This window comes from Anoxybacillus sp. PDR2 (genome assembly GCF_009834045.1).
Taxonomy (GTDB): domain Bacteria; phylum Bacillota; class Bacilli; order Bacillales; family Anoxybacillaceae; genus Anoxybacteroides; species Anoxybacteroides rupiense.
Genome location: NZ_CP047158.1, coordinates 1,144,409 through 1,162,231 on the forward strand (window position 1 = coordinate 1,144,409; position 17,823 = coordinate 1,162,231).

Sequence of the window (17,823 nt, forward strand, 5' to 3'; positions counted from 1 at the left end):
TACTCCTTTCTGATTTGCGCATTTATCAAAAAAAAATACACCCTTAAGTTTTCAACGGGTGCATGTGACATCCGCATCTAACTTAATGTAGATAGCGCTCCATCGCTTCCATTAAGCGATGGCAGTCCTGACTCTATTCGAATGCAGGCCCAGCTTGCGGCGCCAGAGTACGCTGCAAACTTCGGCAATGAATCCTTTCATTTGAAGTCATCGGTTCCTCTGTCCCTCATTCAAACTACTTTTATCCATTGCAACCTCTATCTCATCTAAGTTGACGAGAAGAAAAAATATTCAATTACCTTGATAATCATACACGATTCGACAATATTCGTCAATATGCTTTTATCTGAAGCATGAACAGGAATTTTTAGCAAACAAGTGGAATATAACTAAGGTTAGAAATTTTTGAGGAAAAGGAAGGGATGGATTTGAAGTTTTCCGAGTTTCTATATAAACGCCCTGACATGGAAAAACTAAAGACAGAATTTCAAGCGGCATTGCAGGCGTTTCAGCAGGCCCTGCATGCGGAAGAGCAGGATGAAGCGATGAAGCAAATCAATAAACTGCGCAACGAATTTAGCACGATGGCGCAAATTTGCTATATTCGCCATACGGTTGATACAAATGATGACTTTTATAAGCAGGAGCAAGATTTTTTCGATGAGGTGGATCCGATTGTCAAAGGCTTTGTCAACGAATATTATGAGGCGCTCGTCGCCTCCCGATTTCGTTCAGAGCTCGAAAAACGCTGGGGAAAACAGTTATTTGCACTTGCGGAAACAGAGCTTAAAACGTTTTCTCCTGAGATTGTCGCGGATTTACAGTTAGAAAATAAGCTAGCAAGCGAGTATACGAAATTGGTAGCCTCCGCAAAAATTTTATTTGAAGGACAAGAATACACGTTGGCACAGCTGCAGCCGTTTGTGGAGTCGCCTGATCGGCAAATGCGGAAGCGGGCAAATGAAGCGCGATTTGCCTTTTTTGAAACGCATGAGGAACAATTTGACCATATTTACGATCAGCTTGTCAAAGTGCGTACAAGCATTGCAAAAAAACTAGGGTTTAACAACTTTGTTGAACTTGGATATGCAAGGTTGGGACGGACCGATTATAATGCTGAAATGGTTGCGCGATTCCGTGAGCAGGTGAAAGCTTATATTGTGCCGTTAGCAGAAAAGCTGTATGAACGCCAGAGGAAAAGAATTGGCGTCGAGAAGTTGAAATATTACGATGAAGCATTTTCATTCCCGACGGGCAATCCGACTCCAAAAGGGGATGCAAAGTGGATTATCGAAAACGGCCGAAAAATGTATGAAGAGCTGTCACCAGAAACAGGCGAGTTTTTCCGGTTTATGATTAAAAATGAATTGATGGATCTTTTGGCCAAAAAAGGGAAAGCAAGCGGTGGTTACTGCACATATATAGAAGAATATAAAGCGCCATTTATTTTTTCGAATTTTACTGGTACGTCCGGCGATATTGATGTTCTCACCCATGAAGCGGGCCACGCTTTTCAAGTGTATGAAAGCCGCCATTACGAAATTCCAGAGTATAATTGGCCGACGTTAGAGGCGTGTGAAATCCATTCCATGAGCATGGAGTTTTTCACATGGCCATGGATGGAGCTGTTCTTTAAAGAAGATACGAAAAAATATCAATTTCATCATTTAAGCTCGGCTGTGCTGTTTCTGCCATACGGGGTGGCGGTTGATGAATTCCAGCACTTCGTTTATGAAAATCCGGAGGCAACACCAGCGGAACGGAAGAGAAAATGGCGGGAAATCGAACGAAAATACATGCCAACAAGGGATTACGATGGCCATGATTATTTGGAGCGCGGCGGTTTTTGGCAACGGCAAAGCCATATTTATACAACGGCTTTTTATTATATTGACTATACCCTTGCGCAAATGTGTGCGTTTCAGTTTTGGAAGCGTTCAAGAGAAAATTATCAGGAAGCGTGGCGCGATTATTTAACGCTTTGCCGTGAGGGAGGAAGCAAGTCATTTACCAAACTTGTACAAGTCGCTCATTTAATATCGCCATTTGAAGATGGCTGCGTTCAGTCGGTTATGGAAGAAATTGAGCAGTGGTTGAACAGCGTGGACGACAAACAGCTGTGAAAAATGGGAGGATGTCCTAAAAGGAAGCGGTTTATATATGCCCAAATGATCGGTTGTTTTCGTTTGAAGGCTGACCATACTTTTTTGGTCAGCTTTTTTCTATAGAGGATAGGAAGCAACTGTTGTAGGTTTTCTTCCTTTTTTTGTCGAGTTTATGTAGAAATACAAAGGGAATAGGATATGAAGAAAAGGAGAGAAAGATGAGGAACATTCGCAAAGCCACGAACGTTTAGGCGGAACGATGGTCGGAGAAGAGACGATCAACATTGGTGGCAAAGTTCTTAAAGAAATCTGTTGCGGATGGAGGGACTGGAATCGTTATTGTAGCGGAGAAAGGGGCTGTTTTCGGCCATGAGGTTGAACGGTCGAGAATAAAGTCTCTAAAAATTCTTTATTTGATGAGTGAGTACTCACTTTATTTTTATTCGAGAGCAAGTTATAATGAAGTGAGTAATCACTCATTTTTTGGTGAGATGGAGGAATAAAGATGGCAGCGAAACCGTGCATTTGTGTTGAGCATGTGTCGAGAGTATTTGGAAAAAAGAAAGTTCTTGATGACATTGCCCTTGCTGTGGAGAGGGGAGAAATTTTTGGAATGCTAGGTCCATCAGGAGCGGGGAAAACGACTTTAGTGAAATTAATCGCGGGAATTGATCAAGCAACGGAAGGCACGATTCATGTGTTTGATGTCAAAATGCCTCATTTACAAGCGATGAAGCGCATCGGATTTATGGCGCAATCAGATGCATTATACGAAGAATTGACAGCGCTTGAAAACCTGCAATTTTTTTCTGCTATTTATGGATTGAGGGGAAAAAGGCAAAAGGAGCGCATTGAAGAAGTGGCGGAGCTTGTCCATTTAACAGAGCATTTGAAAAAAACGGTGCACCATTATTCAGGAGGAATGAAACGACGGTTGTCTTTGGCTGCTTCTTTGTTGCACGAACCAGAAGTGTTAATTTTAGATGAGCCGACAGTAGGAATCGATCCTGTGCTTCGCCAATCGATTTGGGCAGAACTTGAGCGCATTCGCCAGCAAGGAACAACGATTGTGGTAACGACTCACGTCATGGATGAAGCGGAGAAATGTCAAAGGCTGGCGATGATTCGTGACGGACGCTTGATTGCTGTAGGAAGTCCGAATGAATTAAAAGAAAAGACTCATTCCGAGACGATTGAACAGGCATTTTTATATTTTGGAGGTGCGCATCAATGAGAGTACGCGCGATTGTGATTCGGATTATCCGTCAATTTTTTCGTGATAAGCGGACGCTTGGACTCATGATTTTAGCGCCGATGTTTGTCCTATTTTTAATGAATTTAGTCTTTAATGGTGAAGAATATAAACCAACGATTGCAGTGGATCAAGCCGTCCCTGTGGCGCTTGCTGAAAAGCTGCAAAAAAATGATGCCCATATCAAGTGGATGGGCAAACAGACAGCGAAAGCTCAGTTAAACAAGCAACAAATTGACGCTTTTATTGAAATGAAAGAAGGAATGCCGCAAATGACATTGGAGGGAAGCGATCCGACGGCTAACAAAGCCGTTCTGATGTCTGTGCAAAAAACGCTTCAACAGCTAACTCCGCAGACAAAAACGATGAAGCTTGACACCATCTATTTGCACGGATCGGAAGAGATGGCGTTATTTGATAACTTTGGCCCTGTGCTGATTGGCTTTTTTATTTTCTTTTTTGTCTTTTTAATCGCTGGCGTTTCTTTTTTACGAGAACGGACGAGAGGAACATTAGAGCGTCTGTTGGCAACGCCGTTAAAACGATGGGAGATTGTGGTTGGTTATGTGATCGGTTTTGGCATTTTCACCACATTTCAAGCCAGCTTGATTTCGTGGTTTGCGATTCATGTGCTTGATATGATGATGGAAGGGTCGTTTTTGTATGTGCTGCTGATTACTTTTTTGCTATCGATGACGGCGCTAACGCTTGGGACATTATTATCAGCGTTTGCGAACAATGAGCTTCAAATGATTCAATTTATTCCGCTTATTGTTGTGCCGCAAATTTTCTTCTCTGGATTGTTTAATTTGGAAACAATGGCACAGTGGCTCCGCTCATTCAGTGTGATCATGCCATTGACATACGGAGCGGACGCATTAAGGGAGATTATGATTCGCGGCAATGGTTGGAACGAGATTGCCATAGACGTATATGTTTTGCTTGGATTTTCTTTGTTATTTATGATATTAAATGTAATAGCGTTAAAGAAATATCGAAAATTGTAAGGAGCAAATGAACATGAATGATGAGCAATGGCTGCAGGAGCTCTTGAAAATAAATGATGAGGAAGTAAAGCTAAGTGATAAGCAAGCAAAAATTTTAGAAGCGGCGATTGAAATGTTTGCAGAAAAAGGGTATGCTGCAACGTCAACAAGCGAAATCGCCAAGCGAGCGGGCGTTGCGGAAGGAACGATTTTCCGCCATTATAAAACGAAAAAAGAACTGCTGATGGCGATTGTGACGCCAACCATTATGAAAATTGCGGCCCCGTTTTTAGCGAAAGAATTTGTTAAAGAAGTATTTGAAAGCCAATATTCAAGCTATGAAGACTTTATTAGAGCGCTGATGAACAACCGTTATGAATTTGTGAAAAAATATTTGCCGATGATTCGGATTTTTTGGCAGGAAACTGCATTTCATTCAGATATTAAAGAGCAAATTCAAACGGTATTTATGGAAAATATCTATGGGAAATTTAAGCGAGTTATTGATCATTTTCAGCAGAAGGGAGAGCTTGCTGATTTGCCGGCGAATACGATTATTCGGATGACGATTACAACGATCGCCGGCTTTTTGCTCACTCGCTTCATCCTGCTACCGAACCTCCAATGGGATGATGAGCAGGAAATGGAGCGCACCATCCAAATGCTTATGCATGGATTAAAGAAGGAAGGCTGATGGTGTTGGCATCACCTTTTATCTGTCATTTGGTTACCTGCTTGTCTCAAAGGAAAGGTTCCCGTTTGCCATCGGGGTACAGCACAGGACCATGAAGTGAATAGAGCGGATCAAACGCCACGAGGATTCCTATATTTTTTGTGAAAAATACTGCACCATCAACACTTGTGGATATAAGAGAATGGGGAAGGCGACGAAAAAAGATGAAATCCATTAGAGTATTTTAGGGAATAATGGATATTTATGCTGGACCAATGGAATGCTGGATGGATATGAACAATTAATGATGATAAAAAACCAAAGCGTTCAATTTTTAAGCTTGTTCATAATTAAACGCACTGGAAAGGAATAAAAGGTTGGTATATGAAAGAGGCTGTCTCGTAAAAGATCATATTTGTGATCTTTTGAGCCAGCCTCTTCTTTAATTTATTGATCGGGCGACGATGCGCTCGTTTTCAACTGTAATTTGAATTTTTTTCACTTCATCCTGATCAAGAAGTAAGTCAGCCACTTGATCTTCGATATGCTCTTGAATGGCCCGGCGTAACGGACGAGCTCCGAATGAAGGATGGTAGCCGATTTCAGCAAGCTTTTCCTTCGCTTCCTGCGATACTTCAAGCTGAATGCCCTCATCTTTTAAGGTTGTTTGCAGCTCAGCAAGCATTAACTCAACAATTTGTAGCATGTGCTCTTTTTGCAGCGCTTTAAATTCAATAATGGCATCCAAGCGATTTAAAAACTCCGGTTTGAAGTACGCGCTTAGAGAGTCGAGAATGCTTGTTTGGCCAACGCGATTTTCTTTTTCAAAGCCGACTGTAATTTTTTTATCGGTAACACCGGCGTTGCTTGTCATAATAATAACGGTATCCTTGAAGCTAACTGTGCGGCCTTGGCTATCTGTTAAACGCCCGTCCTCTAAGATTTGCAAAAAGATGTGTTGCACATCAGGATGGGCTTTTTCAATTTCATCAAGCAAGATCATGCTATAAGGATTGCGGCGCACCTTTTCTGTTAGCTGTCCCGCTTCTTCGTGTCCAACGTAGCCAGGAGGTGAACCGATTAATTTCGATACAGAATGCTTTTCCATATATTCGCTCATATCTAAACGAATCATGGCGTCTTTTGAACCAAATAGCTCCTCTGCCAGCGTCTTTGTCAGCTCTGTTTTACCGACTCCTGTTGGGCCGACGAAGAGGAAGGAGCCAATTGGCCGGTTTTTCGCTTTTAGTCCAGCCCGGCTGCGGCGGATCGCTTTAGCCACTTTTTTCACCGCTTCTTCTTGTCCAATGATCTTTTTCGCTAAGTTTTCTTCCAACTGCTTCATTTTTGTTTTTTCATCAGCTTGGAGCTTGCCGACAGGGATGCCCGTTTTTTCTTCGATTAATTGCTGAATATCAGCAACATCAACAATCGGTGTTTCATCAGCTTGCTGGTTTTGCAGCTGTTTTTCTAATCGGAGCTCTTCAGCCCGCAATTGAGCGGCGCGTTCATAATTTTCTTCCGCCGCTGCTTTTTCTTTTTCCTTCGCTAAAAAGGCCAATCGTTGTTGAATATTTTTTTCATCTGTTGCAGCAATGCGTAAATTGGCTTTTGAGCCAGCCTCATCTAATAAATCAATGGCTTTATCCGGCAAAAAGCGGTCTTGAATGTAGCGGTGCGATAAAGCTGCACACGCTTGAATCGCTTCATCCGTATATTTTACGCGATGGAATTGTTCATATTTTTCTTGGATTCCTTTTAAAATATGGATGGCTTCGTCCACTGTTGGCTCATGAACAATAACAGGCTGGAAGCGACGTTCAAGAGCAGCATCTTTTTCAATTTGTCGATATTCTTTTAATGTCGTTGCTCCAACAACTTGAAGTTCGCCGCGGGCAAGAGCCGGCTTCAGAATATTGCCTGCATCCATGGAGCCTTCAGCAGAGCCGGCTCCGACTAGCAAATGAATCTCATCGATAAAAAGAATAATATTTTTTCGCCGTTGCAACTCGGCAATGAGCTGCTTCATTCGCTCCTCAAATTGCCCGCGAATGCCAGTATTGGCTACGAGAGAAGCGACATCAAGCAAATATACTTCTTTGTTTAACAGTTTTTCTGGAACGCGTCCTTCCGCAATTTTTAAGGCTAATCCTTCGACGATCGCTGTTTTTCCGACACCCGGCTCTCCAATCAGCACAGGATTGTTTTTATTGCGCCGGTTCAAAATTTCAATGACTCGTTCAATTTCTTGGTCGCGGCCAATGACTGGATCGATCAATCCGGCCTTTGCTAACTGGGTTAAATTGCGACCAAATTGATCTAAAAAGCCGCCGCCTCTGTGCGATGGCGTCATTGGTATTGGATTTGCCGAAGAAGAGAATGCTGAATCGGCCGCCAGATTTCCTGAAAAGAACGAATCTAGCGGAATGGACGGAAATGTTCCGAATTCAAAATTCATTGGAATGGTCAATTCTTGTTTTTGTTTTGTATAGCACTCATGACAAAGCTGCAACTGCTTTTTTTCATGATTAATTTGCATCTGAACGAATACGGTTGCTTTATGTTGCTGACATAATTGGCAAAGCATGAGGCATAACCTCCTTTTTTGACTTTGACTATATTTGACTTTAACTTTATTATAATTTGACCTTTTTTGACTTTCAAGAGGTTTTTATAAATTTTTTGTGCGATTGGTGAAATGTTTTTGAAAAAAATGTGAACAATGATTTGTAGCTAGAAAGAGGTGTGATATAGTGGACAATGAGAGAAGAAAGAGGGGGAACGTGAAGATGAAAGTTTATATTCGCTTGATGCTTGCCATGATGGTGGTGTTATTGATCTCGGCATGTGGCCAAACGAAAGATCAATCGGCTGATGAACCTGCCATTTTAGATGTAAAAATAGATGTGAAGTCGCCAATTGAGCTTCAGAAAAAAACAGAAATCGCTTGTATTGTTACATATGGAAAGGAAAAAGTGAACGACGCGGATGAGGTGAAGTTCGAAATTTGGAAGCAGGGAAACGACCAGCATGAAATGATTTCAGCCAAGAGCAAAGGAAATGGAAAATACGCTATTGAAAAAACATTTACCGAGGCAGGGACATATTCCGTTGTAGCCCATGTTACAGCTCGCAATATGCATAATATGCCCAAAACAGATGTGATTGTAGGTGACAATGCTGGTTCCGCATCGAAGCATGAAGAAAGCGGTTCTGACCATTCGCACCATGACGATGCTGCTGGTGTGGCTGTAACGTTGCATCCACAGATGTTTACAGTCAACAAGGAGGAACCAATTGTAGCCGATATTGCGTATAATGGCCAGCCACTTACGGCGGCAAAAGTTCGTTTTGAAATCTGGAAGGACCAGATGAAGCATGAGTTTATCGATGCGAATGAACAAGGCAGTGGAAAGTACCAGGCAAAAACGGTATTTAAAGAAAAGGGAACGTTTTCAGTTAAAGTGCATGTCGAAACGAACGAATTGCATGAACATCAAGTAAAGCAAGTGATGGTTCAATAGAAAGGAAGCCCCAAAGGCTTCCTTTTTTCTATTTTCTTTTCGTCTTTCTTTGTCCTTTTTTTCATATATATAACCAAACATATTAGCGAACTGATCAAACCAAATCCACGGCTCATTCCACACTGTTCTGCCATTGCTTATAAGCAGCCTGCAATCGAAATGGAGATAGCGTTTAGGGCGATGGCTAACGGCTGGATTGCTGGGCTCGAAGCTTTGATTGAGGAGAGGGGAGAAAAGCTCGGTGCTCAGCCTCGTGAGCTTGTATTTTCAATAAATAATGGATTGCCACGATAAGCTTTAGGGAAAAGAGAGACAGGGGGAAGAAAATGATTAAAAGATGGCTGGCAGCTTGGCAGATTGCTGCTGTATACGTAGGAACTGTCGTTGGAGCGGGATTTGCGACAGGAAAAGAGATTATTGCTTTTTTTACACAATACGGAAAAATTGGAACGATGGGAGTTTTGATTAGCGGTTGGCTGTTTGCATGGCTAGGAATGCGGATGATGATGATGGCGAGAGCGCTCCGGGCTTCCTCGTACAAGCAATTGAATGATTATTTGTTTGGCAAAACGGCCAGCACATTCGTTACGTTCATTATGACGATCATGATTGTTGGCGTGACTTCTGTGATGCTATCAGGAGCAGGAGCGTTATTTGAGGAGCAGCTCGGATTGCCGAAGCCTCTAGGGATGCTGGCGACGATCGTTCTTGTGTTTGCCGTGATGCTTTATGATGCAAAAGGCTTATTTGCCGTGAATGTGTTCGTTGTTCCGATGATGATCCTATTTAGCTTTGTGCTTTTAGGGAAATTACTGCTTGGGGGAGAATGGTGCGGTCCTTCTAGCTCCTCTCCTTCCTCTTGGAGTGCTTTTTTCTCGCCTCTTTCCTATGCGGCCTTTAATTTAGCGATGGCGCAGCCGGTTCTTGTTCCGCTCGCCTCTGAAGCAGAGGACGATCGAGTGGTCAAGTGGGGAGCGTTGCTTGGCGGGATATTGCTAACGAGCATTTTATTGAGCAGCCACTTTGTTTTGCTGTCTTTTCCGCATGTATTGCGTTATGAAATTCCTATGGCTGAAATTGTTCGCACGTTTTTTACGTATTTTTATTGGTTGTATTTATTCATTATTTATGGCGAGATTTTTACGTCCATCATTGGTGGAGTATTTGGGCTGCAGCGACAGTTTCAGGCATTCTCCTCGACGTTGTTTTTGGCGATTTTGTTTTTGATTTTGTATACGATCAGTTCATTTCGCTACGGATCTTTGCTCTCATTCTTATATCCTTTGTTTGGATATATCAGTCTTTTGTTTCTTGTTTTGCTTTTGTTTCGCAAAATTCCTCAGACGTCAAAATAGGATGCGGCAAAAATCTGCTTTTCAAAAAAATGAAAGGCTTGGCGGTGCAGCCAAGCCTTTTGGTTTTAAAAAAGATAGGGCATTTGTGCGATTCGCTCAGCTCAGATAATGGGCGTTTTTAGCCGTGAAGCGTTCGACAAACGGTTAGTATAAACTAGGAATGCTGGAAGCGGGTGACGATTTGTTGCAGCTGTTGAACAGAGGTGGATAAAACAGCGGCATCCTTGGCCAGTTCATGAATGGCAATGGTTTGCTGTTCCAATCCTGAAGTTGTTTCATGAACCATATTGGTAAAATCTTTAGCAATGCTATGCACTTCTTCGATCGTTTGTTTTAATTCATCACCATGGTTCGTAATCTGCTCCACATGATTTCGGCTACGCAGCAGCAGGTCATTCATTTGTGAAAAAACTTGCAAAAATGATTTCATCGCTTCATTTGTTTTTAAAAAGGAATGCATAGTGGTGGCAGCGGTTTGCCCGTTTTGCTGAACCGCTTCCACTGCACGATCCAGCAAATGCCTCATTTCTTGCAACGAAGATAAAATTTGTGCGGAAAAGGTGTTAGTGTTTTCCGCCAGCTTTCTGACTTCTTGAGCGACAATGGCAAATCCTTTTCCAGCTTCTCCAGCTCTTGATGCTTCAATCGAAGCATTTAGCGCAAGCAAATTTGTTTGCTTGGCAATCGCTGTAATGGCCGAAACAATTCCCACGGCTTGATTGGCTTCTTGAGAAGCGGAGTAGATGAGCGAAGCCGTCTCTTGCATATCATGCTGCATCCCATCCATTTGCTCTTTTGTCAATTCAAGCAAGCGGCTTCCTTGGAGCATCGATTCCGTTACTTCTCTCGCATGGTTAACAACGCTTTCAAACTCTTTTTGCATATCCCATACTTCTTCAAGCATTTTAGTGACAAATTGATTGGCATGTTCTACTGATGCGGTTTGCTGCTTTGCCCCTTCGCGGAATGTTTCCATCGCAGCGGCAATTTCGTCAAACGACTCTGAAAGGCGTCTCGTTTCATTTGTTTGCTGCTCGCCTACTTTGCTTACGGTTTGGGTAGCTTTGGCTAATTCTGCTAAAATCGTGCGCATACCTAGAATCATTTTGTTAAGCTCATACCCAATTTGATGAAATATCGTTCGTTTTTGAACTGTCTGTACTTGCGCGTCAAGATTTCCTGACGAAACGGTGCGAGTGACATAGTACCAGTGGCGGCATTCTTTGATGATCGCTCGATAAAGGAAGGTATGGAGAATAAGGCTGATTACGATCGTTAAGCTACAAATGAATAATGGCGATAAAGAGAGCAGTTGAGCGATAAAAAAGCTGATGGTGGCCGGAATGGCCGATAGACATGCTAATTGAATTTGCAAAGTAGGCTGATAAGATAATCTGCCCATTCGCAAATTTAATCGCTTGCCTGTGCTGTCTATGTATAGAGGGCAACTTGCATCGATGAGCAGCTCACCGGTATCACGCTTGTACGCTTGCAGAAGCGGTTCGGTTGTTTGAGCAGCTTTTTGACCAACTTCATCAGAAAACGTTCGGCCTTCGCGCAGCCGATTCGTGTGGACAATGGCATAGCCTCTTTCATCAACGATAACAAAATATTCATCATGCTGCAGCTGTTCATCAAGAAATGAGCGAATGCGATCCATTTGCTGTTCAAGAGGCTTGGTTTTGTCTATTTTTTGCCGAATTTGTTCAGACACTTGAACAACTTTTTTCAGTGCATCTTGTGCCTCTTTCTTTTTGAATAGTCGATTCATTATGTCCCCCTCCGTTCTTATTTCTTTCAATATATACTGAAAATTTAGATTTATCAACCTAGGAAAAAGGATGTCTATGCATAAAACAACAAAATCAAGGGAGACTAGCAAATAAATGCTTGTTTGATTAATGAAGGCTTGAGGGGATGACCATGTCTATTTTTTCATTTATGTTTAAAAACGGTAAGCAGCAACAAGTAAAAACGCTGCCGCAATTATTGCAAATTTTTAAGCAATCGAGCGACTTTGCTACGGTTGAATTCCAGACAAACGGATATCATTTTTGCATTTCTTATTTTGATTCATTGATTGATCCAAAGCTCTTGCAACAGCAGGTGATTTGCCGGTTGCAGCGGGATTTATCGTCTTATGCTTCTCTTGCTCTCGAAGACTTGCAGCAAATTATCCCTGTACAGCGAATCGAGGTGACGGCAGATGTTGAGATGATTGAAGCAAAGCTGCTAAAGGGATTTGCGATGATTCAGCTGAAAGGAGTCGCGGACCACTGCGCCCTTGTTAATTTGGCCAGCGAAAATCTAGGATTACGGCCAAATAATGATTCGGAAAATGAGTTTAGCGTGGTCGGTCCAAAAGTAGGATTTGTCGAGAATATTGGAACTAATTTACATTTATTGCGCCGCCAAATTGTGACTCCTCATCTTGTCTTTCGGGAATTAACGATCGGTTCGATGTCACAAACGAAAGTCGTTATTGCTTATATTGATGGAATTGTTAATGAACAAACATTACAGACTGTCGTGCAGAGAGTAAGTGAAATCGAGTTTGATATTATGTTTGACACATCGCTATTTGAACAAGTATTATCAGACAATTCTTCATCTCCTTTTCCTTCATTTGTATCAAGTGAACGGGTGGACAAAATCGTATATGCGTTAATTGAAGGAAGGGTTGCGATTTTTTCCGATGGCTCTCCATATGTCATCACAGGGCCTTCGACGTTATTTGATTTTTTTACCTCTCCGGAAGATTATTATTTGCCGTGGCTTCTTGGTTCATTTTTTCGCTTGATTCGAATGATCGGAGTCATGTTTTCTATTTTGGCATCCCCCATTTATGTGGCGGTTTTAACCTATCATTATGAAATGCTTCCGAAGGATCTACTGGGTCCGATTATTTTTTCTCGTTCCAACGTTCCTTTTCCGCCGATATTAGAAGTGTTGTTTCTGGAAATTACGATTGAGCTTTTGCGTGAAGCTGGGGCGCGCCTGCCTACAAAAGTAGCCCAGACCCTGGGGATTGTCGGCGGTATTGTCATTGGGCAGGCGTCCGTGGAAGCGGCGCTTACAAGTAATATTTTGCTGATTATCGTCGCATTAGGCGCCCTTGCTTCGTTCACGACGCCAATTTATAAAATGTCGAATACGATTCGGTTTATTCGGTTTCCGATTATTTTATTTGCTGCCTGCTGGGGAGGAATCGGCATTGTTTTCGCCGCCTGTTTGCTTCTGATTCATTTAGGCAAGCTACAGTCGTTCGGAAGTCCTTATCTCGTTCCTCTATATCCGTTTCGGGTTAAAGATTTTGCAGACAGCTTTATTCGTTCTCCTTATCATTTGACCGTAAAACGTCCAAGTTATTTACGGCCTTTGACATTATGGAGATATGATCCAAAAAAAGCGAAGAAGAAAAAAGATATTGATGAGTAGAAGAGGAGATGCTGATGAAACGAGCTCTCTATTTCATGTTGGTCGCTCTCTTAGTGCTTTCTGGATGTAAAAGCTCCCGCATCGTTGACCAAATTCAAATTATTCATGCGATGGGGTATGATGTGAAAAATGGCAAATACACAGGGACAGCCATCTATCCGACATTTAAGCAAGGACCGATGACGAAGCCGGACATTTTAACGACGGAATCATCGACGACGTATGATTTAATTCCGCGGCTTTCGTCGAAATCAGCCTTGCCGATTGAAGAAGGGCAAATACGGCTTGTGCTTTTTGGACAACAGTTTGCTAAGCAAGGCATTGCCGAAATCGTTCATAGCTTAGCAAGGAACAACAAGGTGGGGAGTCATTTGCAGCTGGCGGTCTCCAAAGGCGATGCGGAAGAACTGCTGCGCATCACCGCTGAAACGACATTGAGCGATACGCTCTATTTATCCAATCTCATTGAACAAAATATTCGTGAAATGAATTTGCCGAAGACGAATTTGCACATTTTTTTATACAATTACTTCGGCAAAGGACGCGATCCATTTTTGCCCTATTTAGAAAAAAAGGGAGATACCGTAAAGCTGGAGGGGCTGGCTTTATTCAAATATGGCCATTATGTTGGGAGAATTGATTTACGGAAATCGTTTCTTGTTAAGCTGTTATTGGATGAAACCAAAAACGGTGTTTATCAGCTGCCAATTTCACAAAATGAAAAAAAGGGGCGAGTTTTATTAGAAAATTTGTTTGCCCATAGTCATTATTCACTGAAAAAAGGCAGCTCTCCAGTGATCGATATTCATCTTCGCATTCGTGCCTCTATTCGCGATTATCCAATGTGGCTTGACCTTTCTGGACAGCGTTCCTTCCAGAAGGTGAGCGAGCAGATGGAAAAGAAGCTTAACCAAGATATTACGAATTTGCTTTCATTTTTCCAAAAGAAAGGTGTCGATCCGCTCGGAATTGGTGATTTTGTGCGGAGCAAGACGAGACATTGGGATGAAGAAGCCTTTTATAAGCAATATCGACACTTGCAAATTCGCCCGCATGTAAAAGTTGACATTGTTCAAACAGGCATTGGTGAGTGATTGCATTGGAAAGGGGGAGTGTCATGCAGCAGACAGAGCATGAACGCTTTCATATTTCTCCGTTTTTTGTATTTTTTACGATTCATTGCTCGCAAATAGGAGTAGGAATTTTGAGCCTTCCCAATCTTCTCAATGAAGAGACGGGACATGACGGATGGATGAGCGTCATCATCGCTGGAACGATCATTCATATTTTGATATGGATGATTTATAAAATTTTTAAATCGGCCGGGGAGAATAAAGATGTCATTCAAGTGAATGTACAATACTTTGGCAAATGGATCGGAAATATGGTAAATGTAGTCCTGCTCGTTTACTTTTTTTCGTTCGCTTTAATTGTGATGCGGATCTATACGGAAATTATTCAGGTGTGGGTATTTCCGTTGATGGGAGCATGGCAGTTCTGTCTCATCATTTTAGTGCTAACGTATTATACGGTTTCCGGTGGATTCAGAGTTGTAGTCGGCTTATGCTTTTGGGGAGTTATGATCCCTCTTCTTATCATTGTTCCTATGCTAGTATTTCCGCTTGAATATGCTCATTATCGCAATTTTTTGCCGATCTTTGACCATTCTGTGCTTGAGGTGATCAAGGGGGCCAAAGCGTCGACGCTTGATTATCTCGGCTTTGAAATGATCCTGATGTATTATTCGTTTGTAAAAAATGCTCCTCAATCACATAAATGGGCGCAATGGGGCAACGCATTCACCACCTTTCTTTATTTAATAGTGGTTTGTATTGCTATCGTTTTTTATAATGAAGAGCAAATTCGGCATATTATATGGCCAACATTGACACTAGCAAAAATCCCGGAAATTCCATTTATTGAACGGATGGAGTATATTGTCATTTCAACTTATGTCATGGTTATTTTTCCGATTATTTGCTTAGCTGTTTGGTCGGTCACACGCGGATTAAAACAAATTATTTCGTTAAAGCAACGCATCTCATTGCCGATTATTTTACTTTTGCTATTTATTTCCTCGTTTTTTTTCACTAAGCGGGCTCAGATCGATCAATTTAGCAATTTAGTCTCAACCGTTGGTTTTTATGTGTTGATGGCCTATATTCCATTTTTATGGATCTATGTGTCAATAGCCAAGTTGTTTAAATCTAAAGCTAGTGAAAAATAAAGAAATGTGGTATAGTATGAAAGGAAAAAATGATGGATAGAAGAAATCCGCCCGAATGTCGTATCGGTGCGGGAGAGGTTCTAGAACAACCCTCTATAAAAAACTAGGGAAGGCTATATCCTTAGGGGGTATGGCTTTTTTGTTTTAGAATGCTCTTTCTTCTTGAAATAAAGAAAGGAGAGCGAAACGAAATGAAGAAGGAAAAAGCTGTCGTTGTATTTAGCGGGGGGCAAGACAGTACAACTTGCCTGTTTTGGGCCTTACGGCAGTTTGCTGAAGTAGAGGCGGTTACCTTTGATTATCATCAGCGGCATCGCCTGGAAATTGAAGTCGCTTCTGACATTGCACGGGATCTTGGTATCCAGCATACGGTGCTTAATATGTCTTTGTTGAACCAATTGGCGCCGAACGCGCTGACGCGAAGCGATATGGCGATTGAACATCAAGAAGGAGAGCTTCCCTCTACTTTTGTTGATGGCCGGAATTTATTATTTTTGTCGTTCGCGGCCGTGCTCGCCAAACAAAAAGGCGCGCGTCACTTAGTAACGGGTGTGTGTGAAACGGATTTTAGCGGATATCCAGATTGCCGAGATGTTTTTATCAAATCACTTAACGTGACATTAAATTTGGCGATGGATTACCAATTTGTTATTCATACGCCGCTTATGTGGCTTAATAAAGCAGAAACATGGCAGCTTGCTGATGAATTAGGAGCGTTGGAATTCGTACAAACCAAAACACTCACATGCTATAACGGGATCATGGCTGATGGATGCGGAGAATGTCCAGCTTGTGTGCTGCGCAGGCGAGGATTGGAGCAATATTTGCAAGCAAAAGCCGGGGTGGAGCAGCGATGATGCATCAGCTTTATCCACAAGTATTTCATGATTATTGTTATGAACTTAATAAGGATATGCATATCGCTGCTGCTCATTTTATTCCGCATCAGCTGGCGGGAAAATGTGCCCATATTCATGGTCACACGTACGTCGTGAACATTACGGTAGCTGGGGATGCACTTGATGAGACGGGCTTTTTAGTGAATTTTCAAAAATTGAAACAGCTTGTTCACGGTAAGCTCGATCATACGCTTTTAAATGATCATCAAGATTGGTTCGATTCTAAAAATAGTGAACATTTCCCAACGACAGAAATTGTCGCACGAAAAATATACGAAGTGGTACAAGATTATTTGGATGCATTGCCTCACAAGCCAAAATGTTTGCAAGTATTTGTGCGTGAGACTCCGACAAGCTATGTTGTGTACCGCCCGAAAGCGGGTGACCGATAGTGGGAAAGACGATTCCCGTACTTGAAATTTTTGGGCCAACGATTCAAGGAGAAGGAATGGTCATTGGCCAAAAGACAATGTTTGTCCGAACCGCTGGCTGCGATTATTCATGCCGCTGGTGTGATTCCGCTTTTACATGGGACGGAACAGCAAAGGAAGAAATTCAACAAATGACAGCTGAAGAAATTTGGCAGAGGCTTGCAGAAATAGGGCGTGACTGTTTTAGCCATGTGACGATTTCTGGAGGGAATCCCGCTTTACTTAAATCGCTTGGCGGGCTCGTTCGGCTATTAAAAGCAAAAGGGATCCGTGTAGCATTGGAAACACAAGGAAGCCGTTGGCAAGATTGGTTTTATGAAATCGATGATTTAACGATATCGCCAAAACCGCCAAGCTCAGGAATGGAAACCAATTTTGCGATATTGGATGAAATAATGGATAAGCTAACGGCCAACGGGCGTACCGTTCATATGAGTTTAAAAGTCGTCGTTTTTGATGAACGGGATTTTGCTTATGCGAAACATGTGCACCAGCGTTATCGCTACATTCCTTTTTATTTGCAAGTGGGCAACGACGATGTAGCAGGAATGGACGAGGCGATGCTGCGCACAAAATTGCTCAATCAGCTGCGATGGCTAGTAGAAAGAGTTGCTTATGATCCAGAAATGAACGATGTCCGCGTGCTGCCGCAGCTGCATACGCTTCTTTGGGGCAATAAGCGAGGAGTTTAATGAACAAACGAAAGGAGCATGAATGATGTCAGGAAGAAAAGAAGAAGAATTACAAGGTGTCACTCTCCTTGGCAATCAAGGAACCAAATATTTATTTGAATATAGTCCAGAAATATTAGAAGTATTTGATAACAAACATCCAGACCGCGACTATTTTGTGAAGTTTAATTGCCCAGAATTTACAAGCTTGTGTCAATGAGGGCACACTTCAGTGGTGACACTGTCGATTAAACCTTGTGAA

15 protein-coding genes and 2 riboswitches are annotated in these 17,823 nt (G+C 42.2%); of the genes, 13 read left to right on the top strand and 2 right to left on the bottom strand.

All coding sequences use genetic code 11. From position 1 onward, the window contains the following. Positions 1-84: 84 nt before the first annotated feature. Positions 85-268: riboswitch (Lysine riboswitch) on the bottom strand. Positions 269-428: 160 nt separating this feature from the next. The 4 genes from GRQ40_RS05540 (at position 429) to GRQ40_RS05555 (ending at position 5,037) form a co-directional block, all read left to right on the top strand. Further along, the gene (locus tag GRQ40_RS05540; RefSeq protein WP_159720795.1) at positions 429-2,123 is read left to right on the top strand and encodes a M3 family oligoendopeptidase; all 1,695 of its coding nucleotides are present in this window, start codon (positions 429-431) and stop codon (positions 2,121-2,123) included. A gap of 487 nt (positions 2,124-2,610) precedes the next feature. After that, positions 2,611-3,339, top strand: coding sequence for an ABC transporter ATP-binding protein (locus tag GRQ40_RS05545; RefSeq protein ID WP_066146949.1), 729 nt, complete (start codon positions 2,611-2,613; stop codon positions 3,337-3,339). Further along, a complete protein-coding gene (locus tag GRQ40_RS05550) occupies positions 3,336-4,364 on the top strand; it encodes an ABC transporter permease (RefSeq protein ID WP_159719545.1) in 1,029 nt (342 codons plus the stop codon). The genes GRQ40_RS05545 and GRQ40_RS05550 overlap by 4 nt, the downstream gene beginning before the upstream one ends. A gap of 13 nt (positions 4,365-4,377) precedes the next feature. After that, positions 4,378-5,037, top strand: coding sequence for a TetR/AcrR family transcriptional regulator (locus GRQ40_RS05555; RefSeq protein WP_159719546.1), 660 nt, complete (start codon positions 4,378-4,380; stop codon positions 5,035-5,037). Positions 5,038-5,458: 421 nt separating this feature from the next. On the opposite strand, the gene GRQ40_RS05560 is transcribed toward GRQ40_RS05555, so the two are convergent. Further along, entirely contained in the window at positions 5,459-7,603 is a 2,145-nt protein-coding gene (locus GRQ40_RS05560; protein WP_066146960.1) for an ATP-dependent Clp protease ATP-binding subunit, read from the bottom strand. Between the two features lie 202 nt (positions 7,604-7,805). Between GRQ40_RS05560 and GRQ40_RS05565 the strand changes: the two genes are divergently transcribed. Together GRQ40_RS05565 and GRQ40_RS05570 are read left to right on the top strand one after the other, a co-directional pair. Continuing rightward, positions 7,806-8,540, top strand: coding sequence for a FixH family protein (locus GRQ40_RS05565; protein WP_159719547.1), 735 nt, complete (start codon positions 7,806-7,808; stop codon positions 8,538-8,540). A gap of 326 nt (positions 8,541-8,866) precedes the next feature. Then, positions 8,867-9,895 carry a YkvI family membrane protein gene (locus GRQ40_RS05570; protein ID WP_159719548.1) on the top strand — a complete coding sequence of 343 codons (1,029 nt, stop codon included), beginning with the start codon at positions 8,867-8,869 and terminating at the stop codon, positions 9,893-9,895. A 154-nt stretch (positions 9,896-10,049) separates the two neighbouring features. Here GRQ40_RS05570 and GRQ40_RS05575 read toward each other — a convergent pair whose 3' ends face one another. Beyond that, positions 10,050-11,666 (bottom strand): methyl-accepting chemotaxis protein, encoded by a 1,617-nt coding sequence (locus GRQ40_RS05575; RefSeq protein WP_159719549.1) that lies wholly within the window; start codon positions 11,664-11,666, stop codon positions 10,050-10,052. Between the two features lie 152 nt (positions 11,667-11,818). Here GRQ40_RS05575 and GRQ40_RS05580 point away from each other — a divergent pair, with 152 nt between their 5' ends. The 7 genes from GRQ40_RS05580 (at position 11,819) to GRQ40_RS05610 (ending at position 17,781) form a co-directional block, all read left to right on the top strand. Beyond that, on the top strand, positions 11,819-13,333 hold the full coding sequence (locus GRQ40_RS05580; RefSeq protein WP_159719550.1) for a spore germination protein: 1,515 nt from the start codon (positions 11,819-11,821) through the stop codon (positions 13,331-13,333). 14 nt (positions 13,334-13,347) lie between these two features. After that, complete coding sequence (locus GRQ40_RS05585; protein ID WP_159719551.1) at positions 13,348-14,427, top strand: Ger(x)C family spore germination protein; 1,080 nt, start codon at positions 13,348-13,350, stop codon at positions 14,425-14,427. A gap of 23 nt (positions 14,428-14,450) precedes the next feature. Then, positions 14,451-15,560 carry a GerAB/ArcD/ProY family transporter gene (locus tag GRQ40_RS05590; protein ID WP_159719552.1) on the top strand — a complete coding sequence of 370 codons (1,110 nt, stop codon included), beginning with the start codon at positions 14,451-14,453 and terminating at the stop codon, positions 15,558-15,560. Positions 15,561-15,628: 68 nt separating this feature from the next. Then, positions 15,629-15,673: riboswitch (PreQ1 riboswitch) on the top strand. Positions 15,674-15,751: 78 nt separating this feature from the next. Next, positions 15,752-16,417 (top strand): 7-cyano-7-deazaguanine synthase QueC, encoded by a 666-nt coding sequence (queC, locus tag GRQ40_RS05595; protein ID WP_066147694.1) that lies wholly within the window; start codon positions 15,752-15,754, stop codon positions 16,415-16,417. Then, positions 16,414-16,851, top strand: coding sequence for a 6-carboxytetrahydropterin synthase QueD (gene queD / locus GRQ40_RS05600; protein ID WP_080862853.1), 438 nt, complete (start codon positions 16,414-16,416; stop codon positions 16,849-16,851). Before queC ends, queD begins: the two co-directional genes overlap by 4 nt. Then, entirely contained in the window at positions 16,851-17,582 is a 732-nt protein-coding gene (queE, locus tag GRQ40_RS05605; RefSeq protein ID WP_066146974.1) for a 7-carboxy-7-deazaguanine synthase QueE, read from the top strand. The genes queD and queE overlap by 1 nt, the downstream gene beginning before the upstream one ends. A gap of 22 nt (positions 17,583-17,604) precedes the next feature. Beyond that, positions 17,605-17,781: a tunnelling fold family protein gene (locus tag GRQ40_RS05610; protein ID WP_369815488.1), complete on the top strand. Its 177-nt coding sequence runs from the start codon at positions 17,605-17,607 to the stop codon at positions 17,779-17,781. The last annotated feature ends 42 nt before the right edge of the window (positions 17,782-17,823 follow it).

Excerpts from the sequence above, each read along its gene's own strand:
- GRQ40_RS05545 (WP_066146949.1), top strand. The coding sequence starts at position 2,611 with ATGGCAGCGAAACCGTGCATTTGTGTTGAGCATGTGTCGAGAGTATTT.
- GRQ40_RS05550 (WP_159719545.1), top strand. The coding sequence starts at position 3,336 with ATGAGAGTACGCGCGATTGTGATTCGGATTATCCGTCAATTTTTTCGT.
- GRQ40_RS05555 (WP_159719546.1), top strand. The coding sequence starts at position 4,378 with ATGAATGATGAGCAATGGCTGCAGGAGCTCTTGAAAATAAATGATGAG.
- GRQ40_RS05560 (WP_066146960.1), bottom strand. The coding sequence starts at position 7,603 with ATGCTTTGCCAATTATGTCAGCAACATAAAGCAACCGTATTCGTTCAG.
- GRQ40_RS05565 (WP_159719547.1), top strand. The coding sequence starts at position 7,806 with ATGAAAGTTTATATTCGCTTGATGCTTGCCATGATGGTGGTGTTATTG.
- GRQ40_RS05570 (WP_159719548.1), top strand. The coding sequence starts at position 8,867 with ATGATTAAAAGATGGCTGGCAGCTTGGCAGATTGCTGCTGTATACGTA.
- GRQ40_RS05575 (WP_159719549.1), bottom strand. The coding sequence starts at position 11,666 with ATGAATCGACTATTCAAAAAGAAAGAGGCACAAGATGCACTGAAAAAA.
- GRQ40_RS05580 (WP_159719550.1), top strand. The coding sequence starts at position 11,819 with ATGTCTATTTTTTCATTTATGTTTAAAAACGGTAAGCAGCAACAAGTA.
- GRQ40_RS05585 (WP_159719551.1), top strand. The coding sequence starts at position 13,348 with ATGAAACGAGCTCTCTATTTCATGTTGGTCGCTCTCTTAGTGCTTTCT.
- GRQ40_RS05590 (WP_159719552.1), top strand. The coding sequence starts at position 14,451 with ATGCAGCAGACAGAGCATGAACGCTTTCATATTTCTCCGTTTTTTGTA.
- queC (WP_066147694.1), top strand. The coding sequence starts at position 15,752 with ATGAAGAAGGAAAAAGCTGTCGTTGTATTTAGCGGGGGGCAAGACAGT.
- queD (WP_080862853.1), top strand. The coding sequence starts at position 16,414 with ATGATGCATCAGCTTTATCCACAAGTATTTCATGATTATTGTTATGAA.
- GRQ40_RS05610 (WP_369815488.1), top strand. The coding sequence starts at position 17,605 with ATGATGTCAGGAAGAAAAGAAGAAGAATTACAAGGTGTCACTCTCCTT.